The following is a 26,366-nucleotide window of genomic DNA, read 5'->3' on the forward strand; positions in this document are numbered from 1 at the left end:
GCTCTGTTCAGGGTGAGGCGTGATTTAATGCGGCTTTCACCCTGCGGTACAAGGCAAATGCTGAAGTGGATTCTGACGCTGGTCGTGGCGATTTTCTTGCTGGGCATCATCGGCCCGCATCTGGCGCGCTTTATTCGGTTCGGCAAATTGCCGGGAGATTTTGCATTCCGCTTTCGTGGTCGAAGCTACACGTTTCCGGTAGCGACCACGATCATTTTTTCGTTATTGCTCTGGCTGCTCTCCCGAGTCATTTAACAATAGCTTGAGCGCATCGACCCGTGCGGTGTAAATGCGTTCGGGAATTTTGGCCTTGTCCGTACAGGCCTGCGCGATTTTTCCAGCTTCGACGGCGTTGACCGCAGCGAGTGCTGCAAGCAGGTAGCGCGGGCTGTCGTAGGGGCGGTTTTCCCAGCCGAGTCGGCCGGTGTAATCGCACAGGCAGGCATCGAGCAGTTGCTGGAAGCGTTCCGGCCGGCGGAAGGCGTCGGTTTTTTCAAATAGCGTGACGATGGTGCTGGCCTTCAGGTCGGCGGCGCGATGAACGTTGCCGTGATAGCGCGCCATGAGTAGCGCGAGGTCGCGACAGTCGCTCGGCACGCGCAGGCGGGCGCACAGTTTTTCGCTCAGGGTCACGCTGCGCTCTTCGTGGCCGATATGGCGCGGCAGGATGTCGGCCGGCGTCGTTCCCTTGCCAAGATCGTGGGTCAGCGCGGCAAAGCGAACCGGCAAGGCGAAGCCGCGTTTTGCCGACTGGTCGACGACCATCATGGTGTGGATGCCGGTGTCGATTTCAGGATGGTAATCGGCGCGTTGCGGTACGCCGAACAGAACATCGAGCTCGGGCAGCAAACGCGCCAGGGCGCCACACTCGCGCAGAACTTCGAACATCCGTGACGGCTTGTCTTCCATCAAGCCCTTGGCCAGCTCCTGCCAGACCCGTTCGGCGACCAGGTGATCGACTTCGCCGTTGGCCACCATGTCGCGCATCAGCGCCAACGTTTCCGGGGCTACCGAAAAATCGCTGAAGCGGGCGGCAAAGCGGGCAATGCGCAGGATACGCACCGGATCTTCGGCAAAAGCCGGGCCGACATGCCTCAGGATTTTGGCCGATAAATCGGGTTGACCGTGGAAAGGGTCGATCAGCGTGCCATCGGCCGCTTTGGCCATGGCATTGATGGTCAGGTCGCGGCGGGCGAGGTCTTCTTCCAGCGTAACATCCGGTGCGGCGTGGAAAGTAAAGCCATGGTAGCCATGCCCGGACTTGCGCTCGGTGCGGGCCAGCGCGTATTCCTCCTGGGTCTTCGGGTGGAGGAAAACCGGGAAATCCTTGCCGACCGGACGGAACCCCTGCTTGAGCAGGGCTTCCGGGGTGGCGCCGACGACGACGTAATCGCGGTCGGCGTTGGGCCGGCCGAGCAGTTCATCGCGGACGGCGCCGCCAACGATGAATATCTGCACAGTCGGTGGCGCGCCCTCAGCGACCGGCGCGATAGCGGAAGCCGTCGAGCTTGCCCTTTGGCGTGTTGAGCGCGATGTAGGTCGGTGCGATGGCTTCCAGCGCCGTCGGGTTCCAGTTGGCGGGCTGCTTGCTGCCAGCTTCGGCCACGCTGTCCTTTTCCATCGAGCGCAGGTTGTCCGGCGACAGCATCGGGCTCGGCGCCAGCCACATCAGGCCAGCCTGCAGGTAGGCCCAGCCTTCGGACAAGGGAACGATGGTGGCAGTGCTGCCAGCCAGCTTTTTGGTGTAGTCGACCAGTTCGCGCAGTGTGTAGGTCTTCGGGCCAACCAGCTCGTAGACCTGGCCGTAGGTGGCGACATCATTCAGGCTATCGACGAAGGCATCGGCGACATCGGCCGCCCAAACCGGCTGGAAGCGGGCATGACCGAAACCGAGCGGGAAAAACGGGACTTTCTTCAGAATGCTGGCGAACATCGACAGGAAGGAGTCGCCGAGTCCGAAGATGACCGACGGGCGGAAGACGGTGACGTCCAGCTCACCCTGGGCAGCGAGCACGAGGGCTTCGCCGTCGCCCTTGGAGCGCAGGTATTCGGATGGGCCTTTGGGGTCGGCGTTGAGCGCGCTCATGTGCACCAGGCGGCGGACACCGGTAGCCTTGCAGGCAGCTATGATTTTCTTCGGCAGTTCGACGTGGGCATTGGCGAAATCGGCGCTGTAGGGCAGGACGACATCGCGGCTGTGCAGGATGCCAACCAGGTTGATCACGGCATCGTGGCCACGCATCAGTTCGGCGAGGGTTTTTTCGCAGTGGATATTGGCTTCCGGCATGCTGACGCCCGGCTGCATGATCAGCGCCTTGGTGCGTTCGCGGCGACGTGTCGGGACGGTAACTTCAATACCGCGCTGCGACAGACGGTTGACGATATAGGTACCGACGAAACCGCTACCCCCCAGCAGCAAGACCTTTTTGATGTCCATTTGAAATCCCGAAAGCTGAATACGTAAAACCCGGATTTTAAGGCAATTTGCCGCTTTCCGGGCAGACCTGTGGCCGATGGCCGCTGACTGGTTGTCCTCAGCCGCCCGTCGTTTGCCGCAAGGCGGCGCTGGCCGCTGTTTCAAACAGGGAGCTGGCCGAACTGATGTGGGCCTCGCCATCCCGCAACTGGCGGTCAAGTATGGCCGGATGGACGGCCATGGCCAGCGCAGAATCGGGATTGATCAACAGCATCCGTTGGCTGGTCGGGCTGATATGGCAGACTCGTGCGACGCGTTTTTCGCCACCGGGCATGAGGAATTCGAGCCAGTCCCCTTCTTTGCAAGGCAGATGGCGCGCAGGTGCCGGCTGGAACTCGGCAAAATCCAAAGTCGCCAGAACCGCTTCGCCAACACGCAGTTCGCCGCTGATCGGTGCACTGGCTGGCGCGAAAATGCCACTGGGGAAAAATCCGGCACTCGGGTCATCACTGACGACGGCTGCGGGGAGCGCCCGCAGCGCCCGGGTCTGCAGTTCGAAACACTCGTCGAGGAAGGCTGACTCCGCTTCGGGCGAAAGACCGACGCGCTTCATCCCTGCCCTCAGGCGCTTCAGAATGTCGGGCAGTCGGCGGGCCAGCGTTTTGCGTTCATCGCTGTCAGCCTTGGGCTGAATGGTCCACAGCAGATCGTCGATCAGGGCAAGGCTCTCCTGCCACTCGCTGCTCTGTTCGCCATGATCGAGCCAGACGGCTTGTAGCAACTGTCTGCCGGATTGTTCGATAAAGTTGCGGATGACCTTTGGCGGATTGGTCGCGATGAATTTTTCGATGGCAGGTCGCACTTGGCTGGCTGCATCGTCGCCGCGCTCAAGCTGCTCGATCAATGGCAGGTAGGGCTTGGTGGCCTCGACAATCGTCGCACCGCGTTCGGCCAGCAGCGTATCGAGCTGGGCTCCTGCCTTCTCGAAGGCGGCCATGTCGCTGGTATTTTCGCTGCGCAACCGGGTGGCGATTTCAAACAGGCGGGCGCACACCGGGTGACGGGCCGATACGTCACTCGGCAGGCCGAGTACGGCCTGCCCCATGCGGTCGATGACCAGTCGGGCCGGGTGTTGCTCATTGGCGAACAGCGAGCTGTCCTTCATCGCCACCTTGAGCAGCGTGATCTGCAGGCTGGAGATCACTGCTTTCAGGGTGTCCGGCAGGGCCGGATTGGCGAAAATGGACTCAAAGATCATGGCCAGTGTATCGATGGCCAGGCTTTCACCGGCCGTCGTCGGAATGCCGAGCTGGGCAGACTTGAGGACTTTGGGCTGGCTAGGGAAGTCACCGTCAGGGGTGAAAAGGGCCGGAATCATGCCCTCCGCCGTTCTGGCCGGCGCAAACTTCTGGTCGAAGGCGCCTTGGCGATCAAGTTCGTCCAGACGCAAAACGAGGCGTTCGAGCGTTGCCTGGTTGAGTAGCGAAGCCGCAGCGCCGCCGCTCACAGGCATTTGCGGCGAATCGGCGAGGCCGGGTACTCGGGCGAGTAGTGATTGCTGCAGGGCAAGGAGCGCGTTTTCGCGAACGCCGGGACCTGCGTCGGGTGTTGTCGGGCTGTCCTGGCTGCCGATAATAGTCGGCTGGGCGGCGTCGATCCCCTTGCGATCCATGAAGTCGTTGATCTCGGCATAGAGGGCCGGCAGACCCTCGAGCAGGCTGGCTTCGATGCGGTCGAGCAATTCCAGCTTGTTGTCGATGGCGAAGGCACCGGCCGCCGCGAACATGGCGGTCAGACCTTGAGCGATACCTTTCGGTCCGACCGGATTGGCACTTTTTGGCAGATCCGGGCGCTTGAGCAAGGTGACGAAACGCAAATGGGTGCGCCACAGGCTGCCGCCGGTCGATTCGAACAGCCGGGCGCTCATGTCGTCGAGGCGGATGCCCAGTTCCAGATCCTCTTCGCCGACCAGGGTGATGCGCGAAGCGGTCAGCCCGTCGACTTCTTCCGCGAAGGCGCCGCGTCGGCTGGTCGAGGCCATTTCATCGAAATAGGCGGCTGCGCCGTCCTGAATGGCCTGGATGGCCGGGGCTGAGAGCAAGCCGCTATCCTGCAGCAAGGCACCGAGGTGCTTGAGGAAAAGGGCCCGAGTGTCGCTCAGGAGATGAAATGAGTCGGACTGCACCGCCATGTCTGTTTCCTAGGGTAGGTCTGCGTCTTTCATGCCTTCGGCGGTTTTGGCACCAACCACGCCGAGGCGAGTTTTCAGGGAATCTGGCTTGCCGTTGAACTGGGCAGAATAATAAACCGCGTTGCTCATCACTTTCTTGACGTAATCGCGCGTTTCGCTGAACGGAATGGTCTCGGCGTAGATGGCGCCTTCGAGCGGCCGGTCGGCGCGCCATTTCTTGGCCCGGCCGGGACCGGCGTTGTAGGCGGCGGAGGCGAGGACCGGGTGGTTGTCGAGGTTTTCCATGACCAGACGCATGTAGCTGGTACCGAGCAGGACATTGGTTTCAGTGTCGTTGACGCGGCCGTGGCTGAAATCGCGCAGGCCGATCTTTTTGGCGACCCATTTGGCGGTGGCTGGCATCAACTGCATCAGGCCGGAGGCGCCGACGTTCGATTTGGCGTTGGTAATGAACCGGCTTTCCTGGCGCATCAGGCCGTACACCCAGGCGTCGTCGAGCGACTGGTTTTGGGCGGCCGGGCGCACGGTATCGCCGTAGGGGGCGAGGAAGCGCAGTGAGAAGTCGTGTTCGCTACGGGTCTTGTCGGCGGTATTGATGGCGCGATCCCATATCTGGTTGCGCTTGGCCAGGTTGGCCGCGGCAAGCAGCTCGCGGTCATCCATGCCGCGTAGCGACCAGATCCACTCCTTGACTGCCTCGGTGCGCAGATCGAGGCGGAAGAAGGCCAGGGCGCGGCGGATGCCCGGGTTGTCGATGGCCGCTTTGGTTTCTTCGGCGGTTGTTGCCGTGGCCTTGGGGGGCAGCGTGATCTTGCGGTCAAGTTCCTCGTCGGCCAGATTGCCGTAGAAATTGGTCTGGCCGGCGATTTTCTCGAACAGGGCGTCGGCCTCTGTCGTGCGCCCGCCGGATTTGAGGGCGCGGCCGAGCCAGTAGATCCACTCCGGCCGGGCAGCGAGTTCAGCCGGCATGGCCTCAATGGTGTCGCGGACAACCCCCCATTCCTGGGCGCGCAGGGCGGCACGTACCTTCCACTGGGCGCCTTCATCGGACAGCGGGGCTTTGCCGGCATTGGCATACCAGCCAACCGTTTCGGTCAGGTGCTTCTTGGCGCCGTGCAGGGCGATCTGGCTCCACGCCCACTGGCGTTCGGAATCCTGCAATTTGCCTTTGATCTTTTCGAGTTCGCCGGCGGCGATGCGCGGGTCACTGGCGGCGAGGCGCGAGATGGCGAAAGCGGCGAGTTCGCGCCCGGCCTGGCTGGTCGACCAGTTTCCCGGCTGGCGGACAAGGTAGCTCATGGCGCTATTGATGGCGCTGTCAAAAGCCTTGCTGTCCGGCATCTGGCTTTCGGGCAGGTAATTGAGCGTGGTTTTGGCCCAGCCCGGGCGATTGGCTTCGACCTGGCGGCGGGTGCGCGCCCAGACTTCATCGGCGGTAATGCGCTGGTTGCTGACGAGCGCATCTAAAACCGGCCGGCAAGGTTCCGGTGGCTCGAGCATGGTCAGCCACAGCTTTTCGGCCTCGGCGAGTACCTTGCGGTCGTCGCGGGCGAGACGGGCCTGCTGGCTGTAGCAGACGATATCGGGTTCGGGGGCGAGCATTTTGGGGAACTCGGCATCTACCTCGTTCCAGGTCAAACGCTTGCCGAGCCAGCGTATCCAGTCGGCGCGCAGCTTTTCGGCGACGTAGCTGCCTTCGTTGCGTTGCAGGAAATCACGCAGGTTGTTCGGGTCGCCCTTCTCCATCCACATGCGTAGCCGGTAGCTCTCGACGTACACGGCCAGTTCATGGTTGCCGAGCTGGCTGCTGGCGCGCTCCAGCTTGTTGATGTCACCGGCCCGGAAAGCGTCGCGGGCGGTCAGGAAAGCGGCGTCGCCATTGCTCTGGGCAAGGACTGAAAACGGGAGTGCGAGGGCGATGAGGATGAGGCGAAACTTCATGCTAGATTAGTGCCATGGTTGAACCGAACGAGGATAACACGGCCCGGCGCCGGGCATTGCGACGCGACATGGTGGCGCGACGTGCGGCGTTGAGCGAGGCGGAGCATGGCGGGCTCTCGGCGCGCATTGTCGAACACTTGCTGGCCGCCTTGCCGGTGCCCCGCGTCGTCGCATTCTGCTGGCCGATCAAGCACGAGCCGGATGTCCGGGCGGTGGTTGAACGGTGGGCGATGTTCGGGGCGCAGGCAGCCCTGCCGGTCGTGGTCGTCGAGGAGGCGCCGCTGGCCTTCCGCCTGTGGACGAATGAAACGCAGCTGGAGCCGGATCGCTACGGGATTCCGACGCCGGTGGCTGGTGATTTCGTGCGGCCCGATCTGATTTTGCTGCCGCTCAACGGTTTTGATGCTGCCGGATATCGACTTGGTTACGGCGGCGGCTATTTCGACCGGACGCTGGCCGCGCTCTCCCCTCGCCCGCTGGCCGTTGGCGTCGGTTTCGAGATCAATCGGCTGGACAGCATCCGGCCGGAAAACCACGATCAGCGTCTCGACTGGATCGTCACCGAGGCCGGCAGCTTCAAAATTTCAGCCGCCTGAGCTGCCACACGGCAAAGCTTGTCGCCAGCCCGGCCAGCATGACCAGCGTGGCCTGGCGGAAATCGTAAAGTCCCGTTTGCAGGGCGAGATTCAGCGTGTAACTGTGGTGCAGGGCAAGGAGCAGCGTGCCGATGCTTAATGCCACCCACAGGCGCCAGCGCTCGCGCGGCAGATCGCGCTGCAGCGAAGATTTCAGCGCAAAACCCCCGATCAGCGCCTGGCTCAGGGCGGCGACGAACAGGAAATAGAGGCTCAGCAGGTAGGTGTTCATGCGGCCCGGCAGGCGGTGGTGAATCGCTTGAGCGCTTCTTCGAGCGTGCTGCGCGGGCAGCCGAAGTTGAGCCGCAGCCAGCCTGGTGCACCGAAATCGGCGCCATCGGAGAGGCCGAGGCCGTGCGCTTCGAAATGTGCGGCGGGCCTGGCCAGCCCGAGCTCGCGGACGTCGATCCAGGCCAGATAGGTGGCCTCGACCGATTTCATTTTTGGCCCTTTTTCCCGGTTGACCGTGGCAATCACCAAATCGCGGTTGCCGCGCAGATAACCGATCAATTCGCGGTGCCAGTCGCCGCTGTCGCGGTAGGCCGCTTCGCAGGCGGCCAGCCCGAGGACGTTCACGTGCGGGACGATGCCGTGCATGGCGTGCTCGAAGCGGTGGCGCAAGCTGGCGTCGGGAATCACCGCGAAAGCGCAGCCGAGGCCGGGAATATTGAAGGTTTTCGACGGTGCCATGAGCGTGATGCTGCGCTTGGCCGCTTCTGGCGACAGGCTGGCGAAGGGGATGTGGCGCTTGTCGGCGTCGAGGATCAGGCCGCAGTGGATTTCGTCGGAGCAGACGATGAAATCATTGGCTTCGGCCAGCGCGGCCAGTTCGAGCAGTTCATCGCGGCTCCAGCAGCGGCCGACCGGGTTGTGCGGGTGGCAGAGCAGGAACAGATCGGTGGCTGGCGTCAGCGCAGCTTGCAAGGCGGCATGGTCAAAACGCCAGCCGTCGTCGGTGCACGCCAGTTCGGCTCGGTTGAGTTTGCGGCCGGAGAAATGCGGGGCGGAGAGGAAAGGCGGATAGATCGGCGTCGCCGTCAAAATCTCGCCGTCGACGGCCCGGCAGGCAACGTTGAGCCCGGTGACCAGCCCCGGCAGCCAGACGATCCACTCGGCTTCAATTCGCCACTGGTATTCGCCTTCAAGGTGAGCGAGCACTGACTCTGTGAGCGATGGCCACGGTCCGCCATAACCGAAGACGCCGTGCTCGATGCGCCGGTGCAGGGTTTCGATGACGGCCGGTGGCGCGGCGAAATCCATGTCCGCGACCCACAGTGGCAGGACATCACGCCCGGCGTACTTGCTCCATTTGATGGAGTCGGAGTGGCGCCGGTCGATGGGCTGGTCGAACGGGCTCAAACTTCGAGGTGCTGAAAGAGCACGGTCGACAGGTAGCGTTCGCCGCAGGACGGAATAATGACGACGATGTTCTTGCCGGCATTCTCCGGGCGTTTGGCGACTTCCACCGCGGCCCAGCTGGCGGCGCCGGAGGAAATGCCGACGAGCAGGCCTTCTTCGGTTGCCATGCGGCGGGCCATGGTCAGCGCGTCGTCGTTCTTGACGCGGATCACCTCGTCGTAAATGGCCGTGTTGAGCACGGCCGGGACGAAGCCGGCGCCGATGCCCTGAATCGGGTGCGGGCCTTTGGTGCCTCCTGAAAGCACCGGCGAGGCGTCGGGTTCGATGGCGATGATCTGCACCTTCGGGTTCATGCCCTTGAGTGCCTCGCCGACCCCGGTCACCGTGCCGCCCGTGCCGACGCCTGCGATGAAGATGTCGACCAGCCCGGCCGTGTCGCGCCAGATTTCCTGGGCCGTGGTGCTGCGGTGCACGGCCGGATTGGCCGGGTTCTCAAATTGCTGCGGGATGAAATAGCGGCTGTCGGCGGCGGCCAGTTCGGTCGCCTTGTTGATGGCGCCACCCATGCCGTCCGGTCCGGGGGTCAGGATCAGCTCGGCGCCGTAGGCCTTGAGCAGCAACTTGCGTTCGCGGCTCATCGTTTCCGGCATCGTGAAAGCGCATTTGATGCCGCGCGCCGCGCAGACCATGGCCAGCCCGATGCCGGTATTGCCCGAGGTCGGCTCGAGGACGACGGTATCCGGGCCGATCTTGCCGGCCGCCTGGGCGGCATCGAGCATGGCGACCGCGATGCGGTCCTTGACGCTGCTACCGGGGTTGAAGAATTCCAGCTTGGCGAGAACCGTTGCGCCGCAACCGGCGGTGACGCGGTTGAGCTTGACCAGCGGCGTGTTGCCGACCAGTTCAGTGACATCGTTGGCGATTTTCATGGGAAGGCTCCGGAAGGGGATAAGTGATTGTAGGCGAGTCTGCGCTTGTCGTGGGTGGGGCAGCAGCCAGCGCGGGCATCGTGCTATTTCTTCCGGTAAATCTGGTCGAAAGTGCCGCCGTCGGTGAAATGGGTCTTCTGCGCCGTCAGCCGCGTGCCGCGCGTGTCGACCACCTTGTCCACCACGGCCACCGGTGGCTCGGCGAGGATGGACAGGCAGGGCGACGGCGCTGCCGATGGAGATGACCCCGGAAAGCAGGGTGAATCCCACGGTCAACCGGGAAAAACGGCTAAATTTGAACATGCTGAACTCCAGTCCTTTGAAATAATTTTGTGATGACTGAAGCCTGGATTGCGGTCAATTTTCTGAAAACGAATTGAGTTTGACATACACATAACCAAAGCGAATTAATGCGTATGGCGTTATCCGCGAAGGCTCGTGGCGAACCTCCTGCGTATGACGTTTGGCTGATTGACGGCCGCTTGTCGCCCTGACATTGTGGCGTCTTCGGCAGGCTCATGTCATGGGCTCGATGCCGAGCAGGTCAGCCCCACCCCGGGATGGCCCAGGCTGAAAGGAATCCGGAGATGCGCAAACTTCTCACCCTTGGTTTCGCCACCTTGCTCGCCGCTCCGGTGCACGCGGCAACCACTGCCTATGATCTCTACCTGCTTGCCTGCGATGGCGCCAGCGACTGCCAGCGCGTGGCCAATGTTGAGCTCGGGCCTGACGGGCACAAAAACGAGCACCCGACACCAGGTATCCAGGTCCGCATCGAACAGCTATCGGTCCTGCCCGAAGCCGCTGTCGTCCGCATGGTCATGACCCTCAATCCGACGCAACTGGGTGTAACGGGTGGGGCGGGCGGTCAGGTCAGCATCGAAGTCGACTCGACCATCATGCGCCACAGCTACTACAGCCCCGTTGTCGTACTTTCGACTACCGGCAAGGTCTACCAGCTCTGGGGGCGGCAGGTGACGAGCGGCGCAGCGGCGAAAAATCTGGCGCAGCGGTAGACCTCCGTCCGCCTTGGCTGCGGGGATGCGGACGCCATAGCAGTAGCTGAAGGTTTTCCTGCGCGATTGCTACGGTCAACCGGGAAAAGTGGCGAAAATTGAAATCGGCCACCGGCTCAGGCCGAGGGCGTGCCCAGGCAATCGGCGAGCAGATCCTGCAAATCGGGGTGGGCGGCGGCGCTGATCAGCAGGCTGTCACGCAGCGGGCGAAGCGGCTCGGTGATGGCTGCCGGTGCTGTTTCCCAAGCGGTGAGCATGGCCCACGGGTCCAGCGTGAGCAGGACGGCGGCGAGGCTGAGGGCCAGCCGACGTTCGACTGTCGCCCGCGGTGCCGAGCGGCGGAGGCTGGCATAGAGCTGGTGCCAGACGAGCCGGGCAGCCTGCGGCAGGCGGACGGGAATGCAGTGCCCGCCAGCGAGCAGCGCGCCGGACGCGGGGGCGGCGCGCAGGTAGGCGTGGTCGGGCGTGGTGGTGCCTGACCAGGCTAGCCCGGGCGTCGATACGGCAGCGCCAAAGCGGGGGCCGGCAACAAGAATGTCAGCCGGCATGGCCGGCAGGCCGGGCAAGGTGATGGCGGCGTGGGGAGCAAGCGGGTTCGTGGTGTCGTTTACCGTTTCGGCGCTGGCTTCGGGGGCGGCGCCGAGGGGGAGCGTGGCGGCCAGTGGCTGGCTCAGGAAAGCCTCAGGCGCCAACAGTTCAAGGTACGGCGGGATAGCCAGCTCGCCAGCAGGTTGACGAAGACGGGCGCCGAGTTCGTTGAGCCAGGCGATGCAGCCGAGGTTGCCGGCGAGCAGCAGCCCGCTTTCGAAGGCGCCGAGGTTGTGCAGTTCGACCAGAGCGCGGGCGCTGGCCTTGTCGGCGACGTGAAAGCCGAGCTTGCGCAGCATGCTGACCTGGCGGGCGGTCGATTCGGCAAAATCCATTTGCGCCCGCATGGCGTTTTCGGCCGCGCTATCACCCTCCCGGCCGACCAGTGTTTCGGCTTGCTTGCCGGGCACCGGGTAATAGACCCGGTACCAGTAGGCGTAGCCGGTGCCTCGGCGCAGTTGCAAGGTGCCCGGAGTACCGGGTAGCAAGGCGCCAACGGTGAGTGACTGCTCTCTAAGCGCGGTATATTGCTGGCGAAAAGCAGGCTGGTTCGGGCGAAAGAGCGCCGGGGTTTTCATGGCTTACCCAATAAAAAAGAATATTGTAGGGTAAGTATAATGCAGTCGAAAATGGTTACCCAATGAAATTGTCGGTTATGGGGTAATTTGGGTCAAAAAGACCGGTTTGCCACGGTCAACCGGGAAAAACAACCCAAACTGAAATGGCTGACCGGGTCCGAGTGGGCTCTTCCTTGTTTAATTCACTGCCCGAATTTCCGCCCAAACCAACGCCTTGGCGCCGATGGATTAGGATGGCGACTTTGCCGATTCCCCTGCCCTACCTGATGTTTGACGATTCTCCCCGTGCCGAATTTCTTGGCGGTGTTCGCGCCGAGCTGCCCTTGCTACTCGGCGTGGTGCCGTTCGGGCTGATTTTCGGGGTGCTCGGGTTGGCGGCGGGTTTGCCCGGTTGGGCCGTGGTCCTCAGTTCATCCCTGATTTTTGCCGGCTCCTCGCAGGTGGTGTTCGCCCAGCTTTGGGGCGGAGCAACGCCGCCGCCGGTGATGGTGGCGACGGTGGGTGTAGTCAATCTGCGCCACCTGCTCTACAGCGCTGCGGTGGCCGACTATTTGCGCGACCTGCCGTGGCGCTGGAAGTTGTTGTTGGCCTATCTGCTGACCGACGAGGCGTTTGCCGCAGCGATTGGCCGCCTGCGCGACGGCCCGGCGACGGCGCATCGTCACTGGTTTTTGTGTGGTACGGGCTTTACCTTGTGGTCAGGCTGGCAGTTGTCGACGCTGGCCGGAGTCCTGCTCGGAGCGGCGATTCCCGAGAGCTGGTCGCTCGACTTTTCCATTGCCCTGACTTTTATAGCCCTGTTGGTGTTGTCCGTGCATCGGCGCAGCGATGCGTGGGCAGCGATTGCTGCGGCGGCGGTGGTACTGCCGGCGTTGGTTCTGCCGCACAAGCTAGGCCTGCTGGTGGCGGCCGGGGTAGGCATCGTATTCGGTTTGTTGATGCGTCGCTTCGACGGGAAAAAGCCGTGAGTACGACCATGCTGCTGCTGACCATGGCGGCCTGCGGCCTGGTGACTTTCCTGATTCGCCTGTCCTTCATTGCCTTCGGCCATCACCTGCCGGACGATCCGCGCATCGAGGCGGTCTTGCGCTACGTGCCGCCGGCCATCCTCGGCGCCCTGATCGGGCCGGAGATTTTCATGATCGGCGGCAATCTCAATGCCACGCCGGATAACCCGCGGTTGTGGGCAGCGCTGGTGGCTTTGCTGGTCGCCCGTTTGACGCGCAGCGTGCTGGCGACGATAGCGGCGGGGATGGGGGCGTTGTGGGTGGTTCAGGCCTGCTTGGCCTGAGGATGCTGAAGTTTAGATTTTGGGCCATTTTCCCGGTTGACCGTGGAAGCCAACCGGGTGGGATTTCTTAGCCCAAAAACAGCTTGTAAGCCGGGTTCTGACTTTCGTCCCAGTGGGCGTAGCCGAGCTTGGTCAGAAATTCCTTGAACTGCCCCATGTCGCCTGGCGGCACCTGCATGCCGACCAGCACGCGGCCGTAGTCGGCGCCGTGGTTACGGTAGTGGAAGAGGCTGATGTTCCAGCCGGCGCTCATCTGGGTCAGGAAATTCATCAGGGCACCCGGTTTTTCGGGGAATTCGAAGCGGTAGAGCAATTCGCGCATACCCTTTTCGCAGACCGCCGGGGCGTGGCCGCCGACCATGTGACGGATATGGTTCTTGGCCATTTCGTCATCGGTCAGGTCGAGCGTCGGGTAGCCGTGCTTTTGCAGGCTGTCGACCAGCTTCAGCGATTCCTTGCGGTCGGCAACCTGGACGCCGACGAAGACGTGGGCTTCGCTGGCGGTGTGGTAGCGGTAGTTGAATTCAGTGACGTTGCGTTTGCCGATCAGGGCCAGGAATTTTTTGTAGGCGCCGGGTTTCTCGGGCAGCGTGACGGCGAAGACGGCTTCGCGCTGTTCGCCGAACTCGGCCCGCTCGGCGACGAAGCGCAGGCGGTCGAAATTCATGTTGGCGCCGGAAGTCACCGCGATCAGGTTCTTGTCCTTGAGCTTGTGCTGCCGGGCATACTCTTTCGCGCCGGCCACGGCGAGAGCGCCGGCCGGTTCGAGAATCGAGCGGGTGTCCTCGAAGACGTCCTTGATCGCGGCGCAGATGGCGTCGGTGTCGACGAGGATGACTTCGTCGAGGTATTCCTTGCACAGGCGGAAGGTTTCCTCGCCGACGAACTTGACGGCGGTGCCGTCGGCGAACAGGCCGACCTGATCGAGGCGAACGCGCTTGCCGGCAGCCAGCGACTGCTTCATCGCATCGGCGTCGAAGGTTTCAACGCCGATGACCTTGATTTCCGGACGCAGGCGCTTGATGTAGGCAGCCACCCCAGCGGCCAGTCCGCCGCCGCCGATGGCGCAGAAGACGGCGGTGATCGGGCCGTTGTGGCGCGAGTGCTGCCGCAGGATTTCCATGGCGACGGTGCCCTGCCCGGCGATCACTTCCGGATCGTCGAAGGGATGGACGAAAGTCAGCTTCTCGGTTTTCTCGAGTTCGATGGCGTGGGCGTAGGCTTCATCATAGGAATCGCCATGCAGCACGACTTCACCGCCGCGCGAGCGCACGGCATCGATCTTGATGCCCGGCGTCGAGGTCGGCATGACGATGACGGCCCGGCAACCCAGCTTCTTCGCCGACAGTGCGACGCCCTGGGCGTGATTGCCGGCCGAGGCGCAAATGACGCCGCGTTTCAGTTTTTCGGCCGACAGACTGGCGATCTTGTTGTAGGCGCCGCGCAGCTTGAAGGAAAACACCGGCTGCATGTCCTCGCGCTTCAAAATAATCTTGTTGCCGACCCGGGCGGAAAGGTTGCTGGCCAGGTCGAGCGGCGTTTCGATAGCCACGTCATAAACCTGTGCGTTGAGAACTTTTTCGAGATAATCCGGGTGCATTTGGCGCAACTCATTAAGGCAAAAGGGAGATTCTACGGGTGGAGTGGCTAAACGTCACGGCGGAAAGCGGTCTCTGGGGCCTGCTGGCGGCCAGTTTTCTCTCGGCCACGGTGCTGCCCGGCGGCTCGGAGGCGTTGCTGTGGGGCTTTTTGCGCCTGCATCCGGCAGAGTACGGCCCGGCGCTGATGCTCGCCACGCTCGGCAATACGGCCGGCGGCATGACCTCCTGGTGGTGCGGCCGCTACCTGCCGCGCTGGCAAAAACTCGAAAACCTGCCGCATCGCGACAAGCTGGAACGCTGGGGCAGCCCCACCTTGCTGCTCGCCTGGGCACCGGTGATTGGCGATGCGTTGTGCCTTGCCGCCGGCTGGCTAAGGCTGCACTGGCTGCCCTGCTGCCTGTTCATGGCGATCGGCAAGTGGGCCCGCTACTGGCTGGTTGCCCAGACGGCGGTGAGTTGATGGTGCGGATGTTGGTGCCTGGCGCTATGTGCCACCGGCGACTCGGGGGTCGGGTACTTTAGGCAGCGGTTCCGGCACGTGGCGGACGAAGCCCTGAGCGTAGTCGACGCCAATTTCCTGAACGATGCGGTCGACGGTGGCGTTGCAGACGTATTCGGCGACGGTGATCAGATCATGGGCGCGGGCCAGTTGCACGATGGCTTCGACGACCGCGTAGTCGCGGGGATCCTGGTCGATATTCTTGACGAACATGCCGTCAATTTTCAGGAAATCGATCTTGAACCGTTTGAGGTAGGCGAATGACGAGAGCCCGCTGCCAAAGTCGTCGAGGGCCAGCGTGGCGCCAATGGCATGCATTTGCTCGATGAATTCGAGTGCCTGGCCGAGGTTGGCGACGGCGCAGCTTTCGGTGATCTCGAAGCAGAGCATGGCGGGGTCGATGCCATGCTGTTCGATCTGCTGGCGGACGAAGGCCGGGAAATCGTTGAGGCTCAGGCTGGCGCCCGAGACATTGACGGCAAGGTGGCGGAACGGAAACGGCTGGCCGCTCTTTTGCCAGTCGCTCATGTATTGACAGACGTTCTCGACCACCCAGCGATCAATGTAGGGCATCAGGTTATAGCGCTCGGCGGTGGCGATGAAGCGGCTCGGCGAATTGATCTTGCCGAGCGGGTCGGAAAGGCGGAGCAGCACTTCAGCGGTGACCGGCAGCCCGGGCTTCAGCGGTTCCTGACGCTGGTGAAAGAGCAAGAAGCGCCCTTCCGAGATGGCCCTCGTCAGTTGCGGCATGGTTCGGAAGTCTTCGCTGCGCTGGCGATACCAGTCGTCGCTCGGGGTGTAGATCTCGACGCGATTGCGCCCTCTTTCCTTGGCGGCGTAGCAGGCGGTGTCGGCAGCGATCAGCAGATCGGTCACGCTCATCATGTCGGGGCCGGAGCGCACGACGCCAATTGACGCGCCGAGCCGGAAGCTGCGACCATCCGAGAAAAACGGGAAAGCGCAGATCTCGGCGATCAACTGGGTGGCGCGGTGTATGGTTTCCTGCGGACTGCTGTTGCGCATGACGATGCCGAATTCGTCACCGCCCAGCCGGGCAAGGAAACCGTAGGGAAAGCGCTCTTCGATCATCCGCGTCAGGCGGATCAGAAGTTCGTCGCCGGCGGCGTGGCCACAGGTGTCGTTGACGACCTTGAACTGGTCGAGGTCGAGGTAAAGCAGGGTCGCCGGATCTTCTTCCAAGTCTTCACTTTTGAGAACTGTTTCGAGATGAGTCTCGAAGGCGCGTCGATTGAACAGTCCGGTCAGCGAGTCATGGTTGGCCTGATACGAGAGATCGGCAATGCGCGCTTTGACGGCGTCGGTCATCATGTTGAAGTTCTGCGCGAGGATCGCAACCTCGTCCTTGCCGGAAATCGCCATGCGCTCTTCGTAATGCCCATTGGCCACGTTAATGCTGGCCTTGGCCAGGGTGACCAGATGCCGGGTCAGCAGGTAGCCAATGATCGACAGCAAGACGAGCGACAGGACAATTTCGGCCAGCGCGATCAGGCCGCTCTGCCAGAGCAATTCGGCCGAGGCCTTGTCCATGAAGGCGGTGGACATGCCGTAATGGATGTGACCGTAGATCTGGCCAAGGTAGTCGACGGGAAAACGGACGTGCCGGATCTGCCCCTCGCTCCGGTTGATCAGCGGCAAGGCCTCGCCAGGCGGCCACCCGGACGAGGCGAGGATGCGGCCATCAGGATCGGTGACCGCCAGATAAGTGATGTCGGAGGCCTTGCGCCAGCCATCGAGAATGTCGCGCAAGGTGGCGTAGTCCCGGGAGGCCAGCGGTACCGCAACAGCCGTCTTGTAGGCCAGCTCGACAGCCTGGACGCGCGCATCGAGTTGTTGGGAAAGATGGTGCTCGATCAGGCGTACGCTGTTGCTGACCAGCAACGCCAGCATCAGCGCCTCGATCATGACGCTGGCGAGCAGCAATTTGGCCCGCAGCGAACGCCGGATATTGAACATCATGACGGGTGCCCGAGCAGAGCCTTGGACAGCGTGACATAGGGGGCGAGCGACTCGAGGTCCTCGGGCGTAATCGCCGCGTAGTCCTCATAGCCGGTGTCGCGGAAGAAGGCCTGGCCTTGCGCGGTGGTTCCGAATTTGAGCAATGCAGCGCGAACCCGCTTGAGCTCGGCCTTGCCCAGTCGATGGTGGGCGAGCGTCATCAAATGCGGGACGCTGACGTCGATGGGCAGAATGCTGACCTTGGCCCTGACATCCTCCGGCACCTGATGCAGCGGGGTGTGTGTCGTCAGGGCGGCATCCAGCTCGCCGACAGCCACGGCGGCGACAGCGGCGCCATGGGTAGCGCGTTCGAACAACTGGTAATCGCGGCCCATCTGCATGCCGTGGTCGAGCAACCATTTGACCCCGCCAATCGAGGAAATCGAAAGCCGGCTGGACAGCCCGATGCGCTTGCCTCTCAGGTCGTCTAGAGAACGGATGCCGGAGTTCGGACGAACGACGAAGACCGGCTGTAGTACAGCCTTGTAGCGAACCAGTGCTTCGTAGGACTGCAGGCACATTACGCCGAAGTGTGGACCGGTGATCAAAAGGTCGTATTCGCCGGCCAGCGAGCTGTTGAGAAAGGTGAAGTAGTCCGCGGCGGTAAAAAGCTCGATCGGCCGCCCCAACTCGATCTGCAAATATTGGCGCAAGGGCTGATGCGTTTTGAACAGCGCCAGCGTCGAATTGAAGGGCATGATGCCCAGACGAAGCGGACGGGACTCCACTCCTTCCGCCAGCAAGCTCCGCGTGAAGGGCAAAATGCCTAGCCATCTGAGGATGTGTCGCCGATGCATTTAGAATACCTATAACTTTTGGAATATTTTACTCCCCTCATCAATATAAGTAGAACATTTGGGGCTAATTTCTGTCGGAAGGTACCCGTGCTCGTTGCGTACCCCTCCGGTACGCTAAAATTCCACCTTTAACGCTATTGATTCTGGTCGCCTCATGACTGCTCGCTTGCGCGAAATACCTTACAACTACACTTCGTTTTCCGATCGCGAGATCGTCATCCGCCTGCTCGGCGCCGACAACTGGGCGGTCCTGGACGAACTCCGTTCCGAGCGCGTCACCGGCCGTTCGGCGCGCATGCTTTACGAAGTGCTGGGCGACATCTGGGTCGTCCAGCGTAACCCCTATCTGGAAGACGACCTGCTCGACAATCGCGAGCGGCGCGATGCGCTGGTCAACGCCCTGCACCACCGGCTCAACGAGGTCGAAAAGCGGCGCGAAGCGACCGAAGGTGAGGACAAGGAACGGGCGGCCAAGGTCAAACGTCTGGTTGACGCGGCGCGCATCGCGGTCAACCGCTTTGCCGAACGATTTGGCGAAACCTGGGATCTGCGCCGCAAGGTCACGCGCATCCTGAGCAAGCACACGCGCAAGGACAACATCGCCTTCGACGGCCTGGCCCGCGTTTCGCACGTCACCGATGCGACCGACTGGCGTGTCGAATACCCCTTCGTCGTCCTCAATCCGGACACCGAGGAGGAAATCGGCCACCTCGTCCGCGGCTGTATCGAAGCCGGCCTGACCATCATCGCCCGTGGCGGCGGTACCGGCTACACCGGCGGTGCCGTGCCGCTGACGCCGTACGCGGCGGTCATCAACACTGAAAAGCTGATCGACATCGGCCCGGTTGAAGAACTCGTGCTGGCCGGCCATGAAACGCCCTACGCCACTATCCGCACTGGCGCCGGCGTCGTCACCGACCGTGTTTCCGAAGCTGCTTCGCTGGCTGGCCGCGTCTTCGCGGTCGATCCGACCTCGGCCTCAGCCTCCTGCATTGGCGGCAATATCGCCATGAACGCCGGCGGCAAGAAGGCCGTGTTGTGGGGCACCGCGCTCGACAACCTGGCTTGGTGGAAGATGGTCGATCCGGACGGCAACTGGCTGGAAGTCGAACGTGTCAATCACAACTTCGGCAAGATTCACGAGCAGGAAAACGTCGAATTCCGCCTCAAGCGCTTCGACCCGAGCGGCAAGAAGCTGCTCGGCGAGGAAGTCTTGACCCTGCCGGGCGCCGCCTGCCGCAAGATCGGGCTGGGGAAGGACGTCACCGACAAGTTCCTCGGTGGCATTCCGGGTGTGCAGAAGGAAGGCACCGACGGCATCATCGTTGCTGCCCGCTGGGTGCTGCACAAGATGCCGCCGGTGGCACGGACTGTCTGCCTCGAATTCTTCGGCCAGGTCCGCGAAGCCGTGCCGGCCATCGTTGAAATTACCGACTACTTCAAGCCGGGCGGGGCCGGGCATGCCGCCGGCGTCCAACTGGCTGGTCTGGAGCACCTCGACGAGCGCTACGTGAAGGCCGTCGGCTACGCCACCAAGGCCAAGCGCCACGGTCGGCCGAAGATGGTCCTCATCGGCGATCTCGTCGGCCACGACGAAAATGCCGTGATGGCCGCCGCCTCCGAAGTCGTCCGCATGTGCAACCTGCGCGCTGCCGAGGGTTTCATCGCGGTCAACGCTGAAACACGCAAGAAATTCTGGCTCGACCGTTCGCGCACTGCCGCCATTTCGCGCCACACCAACGCCTTCAAGCTCAACGAAGACGTGGTCATTCCGCTGCCGCGCATGGGCGACTACTGCGACGGCATCGAACGCATCAACATCGAATTGTCGACGCAGAACAAGCTGGCGCTGTGCGACGCCCTTTCAGAATTCCTCAAGGGCGACCTGCCGCTGCATCGCGGTGATACGACCTTAGATACCGATGTGCTGATCGGAGACCGCCGGCAGGCCGCTCTCGATTACGTCGAGGCCGTGCGTTTGCGCTGGGAATGGCTGCTGGAAAACCTCGACTTGCCGCTGGCCGAAGCAGAGTCGCGTTTTGCCTCGTATGGCGTGGTGGCCGGCGAACTGACCAACCGGGCCGAAAACCCGACGCTGTTCCACCGCCTGCAGGATTACTCGGTGCGCACGTCGTGGAAGCAGGAACTGCATGTCCGACTGGCCAAGATTTTCGACGGCGGCGTTTATCGCCCGATCATCGAGCGCATCGAAGCGATCCACAAGGAAGTGCTGCGCGGCCGCGTCTTTGTTGCGCTGCACATGCACGCTGGCGACGGCAACGTGCATACCAACCTGCCGGTCAATTCCGACAATTACGAAATGCTGCAGACGGCCAACAAGGCAGTCGAACGCATCATGCACATCGCCCGTGGGCTGGATGGCGTGATTTCGGGCGAACACGGCATCGGCATCACCAAGCTGGAATTCCTGACCGAAGAAGAACTCGGCCCCTTCCGCGCCTACAAGCAGAAGGTTGATCCGGAAGGCCGCTTCAACAAGGGCAAGCTGATGCCCGGCGGCGATCTTGGCAATGCCTACACGCCATCGTTCAGTCTGCTCGGTACCGAGTCGCTGATCATGGAACAGTCGGAAATCGGCAAGATTTCGGACATGGTCAAGGACTGCCTGCGCTGCGGCAAATGCAAGCCGGTCTGCTCGACGCACGTGCCACGGGCCAACCTGCTCTATTCACCGCGCAACAAGATTCTGGCGACCTCCCTGCTGGTCGAAGCCTTCCTTTACGAAGAACAGACCCGGCGCGGCATCTCGCTCAAGCATTTCGACGAATTCAACGATGTTGCTGACCATTGCACGGTCTGTCACCGTTGCGTCAAACCTTGCCCGGTCGACATCGATTTCGGCGATGTTTCGGTCGCCATGCGCAATTTCCTGCGCAAGCAGGAGAAAAAGCGCTTCAGCCCCGGCACCTTCGCCGCGATGACCTACCTCAACCTGAAAGATCCGGCAACCATCAAGCTCATGCGTTTCGGCATGATGGACTTCGGCTTCAAGGCCCAGCGCCTCGCCCACAAGGCGGCCAAGGCGCTTGGTTTCGTTCAGGATGGCCGCGCCCATCCGCCGGCGACGGTTGGCGCGCCGACCGTCAAGACGCAGATCATTCACTTCCTCAACCGCCCGATGCCGGGCAATCTGCCCAAGCGCACCTCGCGCGCCCTGCTCGACATTGAGGATGACAAGGTTATCCCGGTCATCCGCAATCCGCGCAAGACGACTGAGGAATCGGATGCCGTCTTCTACTTCCCGGGTTGCGGTTCCGAGCGCCTGTTCTCGCAGGTTGGTCTGGCAACGCAGGCCATGCTCTACGAAACCGGCGCCACCACCGTGCTGCCGCCGGGCTACCTGTGCTGTGGCTACCCGCAGACGGCCTCGGGCGATGAAGACAAAGGCCTGAAGATCACGACGGATAACCGTGTGCTCTTCCACCGCGTGGCCAACACGCTGAACTATCTCGACATCAAGACGGTGATCGTTTCTTGCGGCACCTGCATGGATCAGCTGCAAAAGTACCAGTTCGAGAAGATCTTCCCGGGCTGCCGCCTGCTCGACATCCACGAGTACCTCATGGAAAAGGGCGTCAAGCTGGAAGGTGTCAGCGGCACGCGCTACATGTACCACGACCCCTGCCACACGCCGATGAAGGCCTACGCACCGCTGGCTGTCACCAAGGCGTTGATGGGCCAGGAAGTGCCGCTGACCGACCGTTGCTGCGGCGATGCCGGTTCCTTCGCCTATTCCCGGCCCGATGTCGCGACGCAAGTCAAATTCCGCAAGCAGGAAGAAATCGAAAGCGGCGCTGCCAAGCTGCGGGCTGACGGTTTTACGGGCGACGTCAAAATTCTGACTTCCTGCCCGGCCTGTCTGCAGGGCCTGTCCCGTTACGATGATGACGCCGGCACCAAGGCTGATTACATCGTGGTCGAACTGGCCAAGCATCTGCTCGGCGAAAACTGGATGGCGGATTACGTCGGCAAGGCCAACACGGGCGGGATCGAGCGGGTTCTCCTTTGATTTTTGCCCATTTTTTCCGGTTGACCGTGAAATAGCAGGTTCTTTTGCTATCGCGACTTGTGATATTTATTCTCCGGTGTAATCCTTTCACGGAAAACCGGAGTCAGATAACGTGGGTAGCGAAAATCAGTCTTGTGAATTGTGCATGAACCCCGGCGGAGCCATTCTTTGGCAGTCGGGGTCCTGCCGCGTCGTGAGGGTGGATGATCCGTACTACCCGGGCTTTTGCCGCGTCATCTGGAACGATCATGTTCGCGAAATGACTGATCTTGAAGCAAGCCAACAGGCGCTTCTGATGCGCGTTGTTTTTGCCGTCGAATCAGTCGTGCGACAGTTATTCAATCCGGATAAAATCAATCTGGCCAGTTTTGGCAACATGGTTCCCCATGTTCACTGGCACGTCATCCCGCGCTGGCAGGACGACAGACACTTTCCGGAACCGGTGTGGGGAAGCGTCCGGCGGGAGGGCCTGACGCCACGGCCGGCGGTCAGTGACGCCGTTCTGGCGCAGGCTGTCGCCGCAGCGTTGGCAAATATCGAATAAGGCTGGGGATCATGAATTCAACCGCCATGGAAGTACCCGTAATTTCAGATCTGCAAAGCGGGATGAACTATCTCTCGCAGTTGTCGCTGGCCAATCCGATACTTGCCGAGCGACAGTTGATGTGCTTCATCGACTCGCTGCTCCTGGCGCCGCCCGAATCCGGAATTTTGTTGGCGCTGCTTGAGCAGGCGCGGGCACCGATGTGTTTTGTCGAAGAAGAAATGGCGCGGCGTTACCACAACAAGGCGCTGCCTCTTGCTCCTGAAGAGGAGTCCTATTTTCAGCAGGTTGTGACCGCCTGGCGCAAGATGGGCAAGGCTTATGCGCTGTCTGCCCGACTCGAGGAGCCGGATGCGGAGAATGCTCAGTATGTGACCATGATGGCGACGATTCTGCATCGCTGCCTGTATTACACAGGAATGGTCATCCTTGAGCACTACCGCGCCCGCCGCGATTTGCCGCCGGGAATCTGGCTGGACTTGCACGGTTACTATGAGACGGCCGAGGAATGGGGCATTGCCTACACGCCGGTCGAGGACGCCCTCGAAAACAGCCTGCAGGCGACACATTGCGCTGCCGCCTACACGACGTTGCTGCTCATCGACATTGCCAGCCCCTACAGCAACAGCGTGCGCAATCTGAACCTGATCCGGCGCTGGGCCGGCATGTGGGCACCATTGGTTTCCATTCACAAGCTGGAAGACGATCTCGAGGCTCCGGCCTACGTCATCGAATTGATGAAAGATGCGCCGCTGCATCCGACGGCTGTTGCTGACGAGCCGTCCGCCGATACACGGCGCCTGGACACCACACGGCTCGGTTTGCAGATCAATCACATGCTGAGCCAGTTGCGTCAACGCATCACGCCATCCCAACTCGGTCTGGGCGAGGAAACCAGCGGTCACGTTATCGGCTTGCTCGATCATCTTTCCCGTCCCTGGACTCAGTCTGCCTCGCCGCGTCGTTTCCGCCGTTTCGCCACCGAGGGAATTGCTCGCGTCGCGGTTGGCTTCGAGGCGATCCACTTTTGCATCACCGGCAAGGAGTTCGAGCAGCCGGATTCGGCCGCCGCCTTCTCGCGCGGCGAATTCGACCAGTTGTTCACCTTTGGTGAGCGTGTTGATTCGGAACAGACGCCGGCCATCCGGCCCTTGGTTACGTTCCCCATTGACGAATGGTCGGTGATCAATCATTCGGCGAATGGTTTCCGGCTGGGTCGGAGCTGCGCAGGAATGCGGATATCGCACGGCCAGCTGATGGTGGTCTGTCCACACGATGGTGATCATTTCCTGCTGGTCCAGGCAACCTGGCTGATGCAGGAAGACAATGGCGGACTGATCGTCGGCGTGGCAACTCTGCCCGGCATGCCGGCCGGCATTGCCGTTCGTGTTGCTGCGTTGAAGGCGGGCAACAACGAGCGCTTCGTGCGCGCCTTCCTGCTGCCGCCGGTGCCGGCGATCAAGGAAGAAGGGTCGATTGTCCTTCCGCCGGGGATGTATCAGGCCAGCCGGATACTCGACGTATCGTCTGGAGAAGAGACTCCCTGGCAGATAAGGATGAACCATGTTCTTCAGCGCGGCACTGATTACGATCGAATCAGCTATCAGGTGATTTGACTTGTCCCGGCGTAGCTCTGCGGCGAGTGCGCTAAACTAGCGTCCTCATTCTGGAGAAAACTATGGCTGGTATAGATCAAGACACCCCGATACCGAGCGAAATCAAGCTGCACAAAAAATCCCGCCGGCTGGAGCTGATCTACGCTGATGGCGAAAATTACTCGCTGGATTTCGAGTTTCTGCGTGTCTATACCCCCTCGGCTGAGGCCAGAGGGCATGGTCCCGGCCAGGAGACTTTGCAGACGGGCAAGCGCGATATTGATCTCGAACGTATCGAGCCGGTTGGAACCTATGCCCTGCGCCTGGTCTTTTCCGATGGTCACGACAGCGGCCTTTATTCATGGGACTTGCTTTACAACCTGGGCAAACATCACGACGAGCTCTGGCAAGAATATCTAGCGCAAATTGAAAAGCAGGGACTATCGCGCGATATTGACACTTCATCACGTCCAGCAGCGGGAAGCTGCGGCCACCACCACTGAAATCATGAACAACGAAAAAACCCATTTTGGTTATGAAACTGTTGCCGAGCAAGAGAAAGCTCGGCGCGTTGCCGACGTATTCGATTCGGTCGCCAGTCGCTATGACCTGATGAACGATCTGATGTCAGGCGGCATGCACCGTTTGTGGAAAGCTTTCACCATCCAGCGCAGCGGCGTTCGCGAAGGTTCACGTGTTCTTGATGTGGCGGGGGGGACCGGCGATCTTGCGCTGGCTTTTGCCAAGCGGGTCGGCAAAAGCGGTCAGGTTTGGCTGACCGATATCAACAATGCAATGCTTGCCCGCGGCCGCGACCGGCTCCTCGACAAGGGGTACATGCTGCCGGTTGCGCAATGCGACGCGGAGAAACTCCCCTTCCCTGATGACTGGTTCGACTGCGTCACGGTCGCCTTCGGATTACGGAACATGACTCACAAGGACGCAGCCCTTGCTGAAATGCGACGCGTCCTGCGCCCCGGTGGTCGTCTGCTGGTGCTGGAGTTCTCTCAGGTCTGGAAGCCACTGGCACCGCTCTACGATTTTTATTCTTTCAAGGTTATCCCGCGCGTTGGCCAGCTGGTTACCAACGATTCGGACAGCTATCGCTACCTCTCGGAATCCATTCGAGTCCATCCTGGGCAGGAGGAACTAAAAGCAATGATGGAGCAGGTCGGTCTGGAAAAAGTCGAGTACTTCAATCTCGCTTTGGGCGTTGTCGCCCTCCATCGCGGGTTCAAGTTTTAGGTTTTGCAATCAATGGATGTACTCAATTCACTGGCCATTCGTGTCCTGAACCATCTGATCCAGGCCGAAAGTTGGGCGCAGGGCCGACTGGCAGCGCATTCCGGGGCGCAGGTGCTGATTGAGTCTGGTCCATTCATGGTCAGAATAGGTATTGATGAATCCGGCTTGTTCCGGGCAGGTGACCTGACACATGAACCCGATGTCAGTATCACCTTGCCCCCCGACGTACCGGCCCGTTTGTTATTTGACCGCGACTCGTTGTTCTCCTCGGTAAAACTCGGCGGCTCCGCTGATATCGCTGAGAGCCTCGCATTTGTTTTACGTAATTTGCAATGGGATGCCGAGGCTGATATTGCTCGGTTGATTGGGGACATTCCGGCTCGTCGTTTTGTCCAAATCGCTCAGGCGATGGCTGAGGCAATGCGGCAATCCATCACCAGAGTTACCGAGAATTTTTCGGAATATGTGGTCGAAGAGTCGGGTGTTTTGACACCTAGCCGGGATCTTGCTGAATTCGGCAGAGCAGTCAATAGCTTGCGGGATGATGTCGGGCGACTTGAAAAACGGATTTCCCGTCTGTAATATTTTTTGCGAGTGAAACAAAAAAGGCAGCCTAGGCTGCCTTTTTTGTTCCGGAGTCCCGGAATTAGTGCGTGTGCTTGCGCAGACGCTGGATTGCTTGCAACTGGGCGACAGCTTGTGCCAGTTCTGCTTCAGCAGCAGCGTAATCCATTTCAGCGTTCCGATTGGCAAGTGCTTCTTCGGCGCGCTTCTTGGCTTCCAGTGCCTTGGCTTCGTCCAGATCGTGCGCACGAATCGCGGTATCAGCCAACACGGTAATCATGTCGGGCTGAACTTCCAGCATGCCACCGGAAACATACACCAATTCAAACTCGCTCTGGTTCGGTACCTTCAAACGAATGGTACCCGGCTTGATGCGAGTCAGAAGCGGTGTGTGACGCGGAAGAATGCCGAGTTCCCCGGCTTCGCCGGGAAACACTGCGATTTCCACCAGACCGGAGAATATCGATTCTTCAGCACTGACGACATCACAATGAACAGTCATAGCCATTACTAGCTCCTATACGGCGTTGC

At 61.3% G+C, this 26,366-nt stretch carries 24 protein-coding genes and 1 pseudogene; 12 read left to right on the plus strand and 13 right to left on the minus strand.

What is annotated here, in order from left to right:
* Positions 1-57: 57 nt before the first annotated feature.
* A complete protein-coding gene (locus AC07TV_RS00830; protein ID WP_226403111.1) occupies positions 58-255 on the plus strand; it encodes a DUF2905 domain-containing protein in 198 nt (65 codons plus the stop codon).
* On the opposite strand, the gene AC07TV_RS00835 is transcribed toward AC07TV_RS00830, so the two are convergent.
* The 4 genes from AC07TV_RS00835 to AC07TV_RS00850 all read right to left on the minus strand — a co-directional run bounded on the left by AC07TV_RS00835 (position 223) and on the right by AC07TV_RS00850 (position 6,548).
* Entirely contained in the window at positions 223-1,458 is a 1,236-nt protein-coding gene (locus tag AC07TV_RS00835; RefSeq protein ID WP_494646497.1) for a multifunctional CCA addition/repair protein, read from the minus strand. The genes AC07TV_RS00830 and AC07TV_RS00835 overlap by 33 nt on opposite strands.
* 16 nt (positions 1,459-1,474) lie before the next feature.
* Positions 1,475-2,437, minus strand: coding sequence for a complex I NDUFA9 subunit family protein (locus AC07TV_RS00840; protein ID WP_494646498.1), 963 nt, complete (start codon positions 2,435-2,437; stop codon positions 1,475-1,477).
* Between the two features lie 97 nt (positions 2,438-2,534).
* A complete protein-coding gene (locus AC07TV_RS00845) occupies positions 2,535-4,607 on the minus strand; it encodes a DUF1631 family protein (RefSeq protein ID WP_494646499.1) in 2,073 nt (690 codons plus the stop codon).
* A 9-nt stretch (positions 4,608-4,616) separates the two neighbouring features.
* Positions 4,617-6,548 (minus strand): lytic transglycosylase domain-containing protein, encoded by a 1,932-nt coding sequence (locus AC07TV_RS00850; RefSeq protein ID WP_494646500.1) that lies wholly within the window; start codon positions 6,546-6,548, stop codon positions 4,617-4,619.
* Between the two features lie 14 nt (positions 6,549-6,562).
* Between AC07TV_RS00850 and AC07TV_RS00855 the strand changes: the two genes are divergently transcribed.
* Positions 6,563-7,144, plus strand: coding sequence for a 5-formyltetrahydrofolate cyclo-ligase (locus AC07TV_RS00855; protein WP_494646501.1), 582 nt, complete (start codon positions 6,563-6,565; stop codon positions 7,142-7,144).
* Here the strand turns inward: AC07TV_RS00855 and AC07TV_RS00860 are convergent.
* From AC07TV_RS00860 to AC07TV_RS00875, 4 genes and pseudogenes are all read right to left on the minus strand, one after another.
* Entirely contained in the window at positions 7,125-7,415 is a 291-nt protein-coding gene (locus AC07TV_RS00860) for a hypothetical protein (protein WP_494646502.1), read from the minus strand. The genes AC07TV_RS00855 and AC07TV_RS00860 overlap by 20 nt on opposite strands.
* A complete protein-coding gene (locus AC07TV_RS00865) occupies positions 7,412-8,542 on the minus strand; it encodes a MalY/PatB family protein (RefSeq protein WP_494646503.1) in 1,131 nt (376 codons plus the stop codon). Before AC07TV_RS00865 ends, AC07TV_RS00860 begins: the two co-directional genes overlap by 4 nt.
* A complete protein-coding gene (gene cysK, locus AC07TV_RS00870) occupies positions 8,539-9,471 on the minus strand; it encodes a cysteine synthase A (RefSeq protein WP_494646504.1) in 933 nt (310 codons plus the stop codon). Before cysK ends, AC07TV_RS00865 begins: the two co-directional genes overlap by 4 nt.
* Before the next feature lie 83 nt (positions 9,472-9,554).
* A pseudogene (locus tag AC07TV_RS00875) lies at positions 9,555-9,692 on the minus strand (sulfate ABC transporter substrate-binding protein); the annotation flags it as partial.
* A gap of 366 nt (positions 9,693-10,058) precedes the next feature.
* Here AC07TV_RS00875 and AC07TV_RS00880 point away from each other — a divergent pair.
* Positions 10,059-10,487, plus strand: a complete 429-nt coding sequence (locus AC07TV_RS00880) for a hypothetical protein (RefSeq protein ID WP_494646505.1) — start codon at positions 10,059-10,061, stop codon at positions 10,485-10,487.
* Between the two features lie 116 nt (positions 10,488-10,603).
* Here the strand turns inward: AC07TV_RS00880 and AC07TV_RS00885 are convergent, their stop codons facing one another.
* Positions 10,604-11,653, minus strand: a complete 1,050-nt coding sequence (locus AC07TV_RS00885) for a nucleotidyltransferase family protein (RefSeq protein ID WP_494646506.1) — start codon at positions 11,651-11,653, stop codon at positions 10,604-10,606.
* A 233-nt stretch (positions 11,654-11,886) separates the two neighbouring features.
* Between AC07TV_RS00885 and AC07TV_RS00890 the strand changes: the two genes are divergently transcribed.
* Both AC07TV_RS00890 and AC07TV_RS00895 read left to right on the plus strand, forming a co-directional pair.
* On the plus strand, positions 11,887-12,621 hold the full coding sequence (locus AC07TV_RS00890; protein WP_494646507.1) for an AzlC family ABC transporter permease: 735 nt from the start codon (positions 11,887-11,889) through the stop codon (positions 12,619-12,621).
* Positions 12,618-12,944, plus strand: a complete 327-nt coding sequence (locus AC07TV_RS00895) for an AzlD domain-containing protein (protein ID WP_494646508.1) — start codon at positions 12,618-12,620, stop codon at positions 12,942-12,944. Before AC07TV_RS00890 ends, AC07TV_RS00895 begins: the two co-directional genes overlap by 4 nt.
* 67 nt (positions 12,945-13,011) lie before the next feature.
* On the opposite strand, the gene ilvA is transcribed toward AC07TV_RS00895, so the two are convergent.
* Positions 13,012-14,544: a threonine ammonia-lyase, biosynthetic gene (ilvA, locus tag AC07TV_RS00900; protein ID WP_494646509.1), complete on the minus strand. Its 1,533-nt coding sequence runs from the start codon at positions 14,542-14,544 to the stop codon at positions 13,012-13,014.
* A 38-nt stretch (positions 14,545-14,582) separates the two neighbouring features.
* Here ilvA and AC07TV_RS00905 point away from each other — a divergent pair, with 38 nt between their 5' ends.
* Positions 14,583-15,005, plus strand: coding sequence for a YqaA family protein (locus tag AC07TV_RS00905; protein ID WP_494646510.1), 423 nt, complete (start codon positions 14,583-14,585; stop codon positions 15,003-15,005).
* A 24-nt stretch (positions 15,006-15,029) separates the two neighbouring features.
* On the opposite strand, the gene AC07TV_RS00910 is transcribed toward AC07TV_RS00905, so the two are convergent.
* Together AC07TV_RS00910 and AC07TV_RS00915 are read right to left on the minus strand one after the other, a co-directional pair.
* The gene (locus AC07TV_RS00910; protein ID WP_494646511.1) at positions 15,030-17,021 is read right to left on the minus strand and encodes a putative bifunctional diguanylate cyclase/phosphodiesterase; all 1,992 of its coding nucleotides are present in this window, start codon (positions 17,019-17,021) and stop codon (positions 15,030-15,032) included.
* The gene (locus AC07TV_RS00915) at positions 17,018-17,788 is read right to left on the minus strand and encodes a phosphate/phosphite/phosphonate ABC transporter substrate-binding protein (protein ID WP_494646512.1); all 771 of its coding nucleotides are present in this window, start codon (positions 17,786-17,788) and stop codon (positions 17,018-17,020) included. The genes AC07TV_RS00910 and AC07TV_RS00915 overlap by 4 nt, the downstream gene beginning before the upstream one ends.
* Before the next feature lie 223 nt (positions 17,789-18,011).
* Between AC07TV_RS00915 and AC07TV_RS00920 the strand changes: the two genes are divergently transcribed.
* The 6 genes from AC07TV_RS00920 (at position 18,012) to AC07TV_RS00945 (ending at position 25,853) form a co-directional block, all read left to right on the plus strand.
* On the plus strand, positions 18,012-21,887 hold the full coding sequence (locus AC07TV_RS00920; RefSeq protein WP_494646513.1) for a DUF3683 domain-containing protein: 3,876 nt from the start codon (positions 18,012-18,014) through the stop codon (positions 21,885-21,887).
* Between the two features lie 145 nt (positions 21,888-22,032).
* Positions 22,033-22,431, plus strand: coding sequence for an HIT family protein (locus AC07TV_RS00925; protein ID WP_494646514.1), 399 nt, complete (start codon positions 22,033-22,035; stop codon positions 22,429-22,431).
* 11 nt (positions 22,432-22,442) lie between these two features.
* Positions 22,443-24,047 carry a cyclic-di-GMP receptor FimW-related protein gene (locus tag AC07TV_RS00930; RefSeq protein WP_494646515.1) on the plus strand — a complete coding sequence of 535 codons (1,605 nt, stop codon included), beginning with the start codon at positions 22,443-22,445 and terminating at the stop codon, positions 24,045-24,047.
* Positions 24,048-24,109: 62 nt separating this feature from the next.
* Positions 24,110-24,529: a gamma-butyrobetaine hydroxylase family protein gene (locus tag AC07TV_RS00935; protein ID WP_494646516.1), complete on the plus strand. Its 420-nt coding sequence runs from the start codon at positions 24,110-24,112 to the stop codon at positions 24,527-24,529.
* A 4-nt stretch (positions 24,530-24,533) separates the two neighbouring features.
* Positions 24,534-25,271: a bifunctional demethylmenaquinone methyltransferase/2-methoxy-6-polyprenyl-1,4-benzoquinol methylase UbiE gene (gene ubiE, locus AC07TV_RS00940; protein WP_494646517.1), complete on the plus strand. Its 738-nt coding sequence runs from the start codon at positions 24,534-24,536 to the stop codon at positions 25,269-25,271.
* A 12-nt stretch (positions 25,272-25,283) separates the two neighbouring features.
* Positions 25,284-25,853, plus strand: a complete 570-nt coding sequence (locus AC07TV_RS00945; RefSeq protein ID WP_494646518.1) for a ubiquinone biosynthesis accessory factor UbiJ — start codon at positions 25,284-25,286, stop codon at positions 25,851-25,853.
* A 64-nt stretch (positions 25,854-25,917) separates the two neighbouring features.
* Here AC07TV_RS00945 and AC07TV_RS00950 read toward each other — a convergent pair whose 3' ends face one another.
* A complete protein-coding gene (locus tag AC07TV_RS00950; RefSeq protein WP_494646519.1) occupies positions 25,918-26,343 on the minus strand; it encodes a F0F1 ATP synthase subunit epsilon in 426 nt (141 codons plus the stop codon).
* Positions 26,344-26,366: the final 23 nt, after the last annotated feature.

This window comes from Azonexus sp. GW821-FHT04F04 (assembly GCF_059420025.1).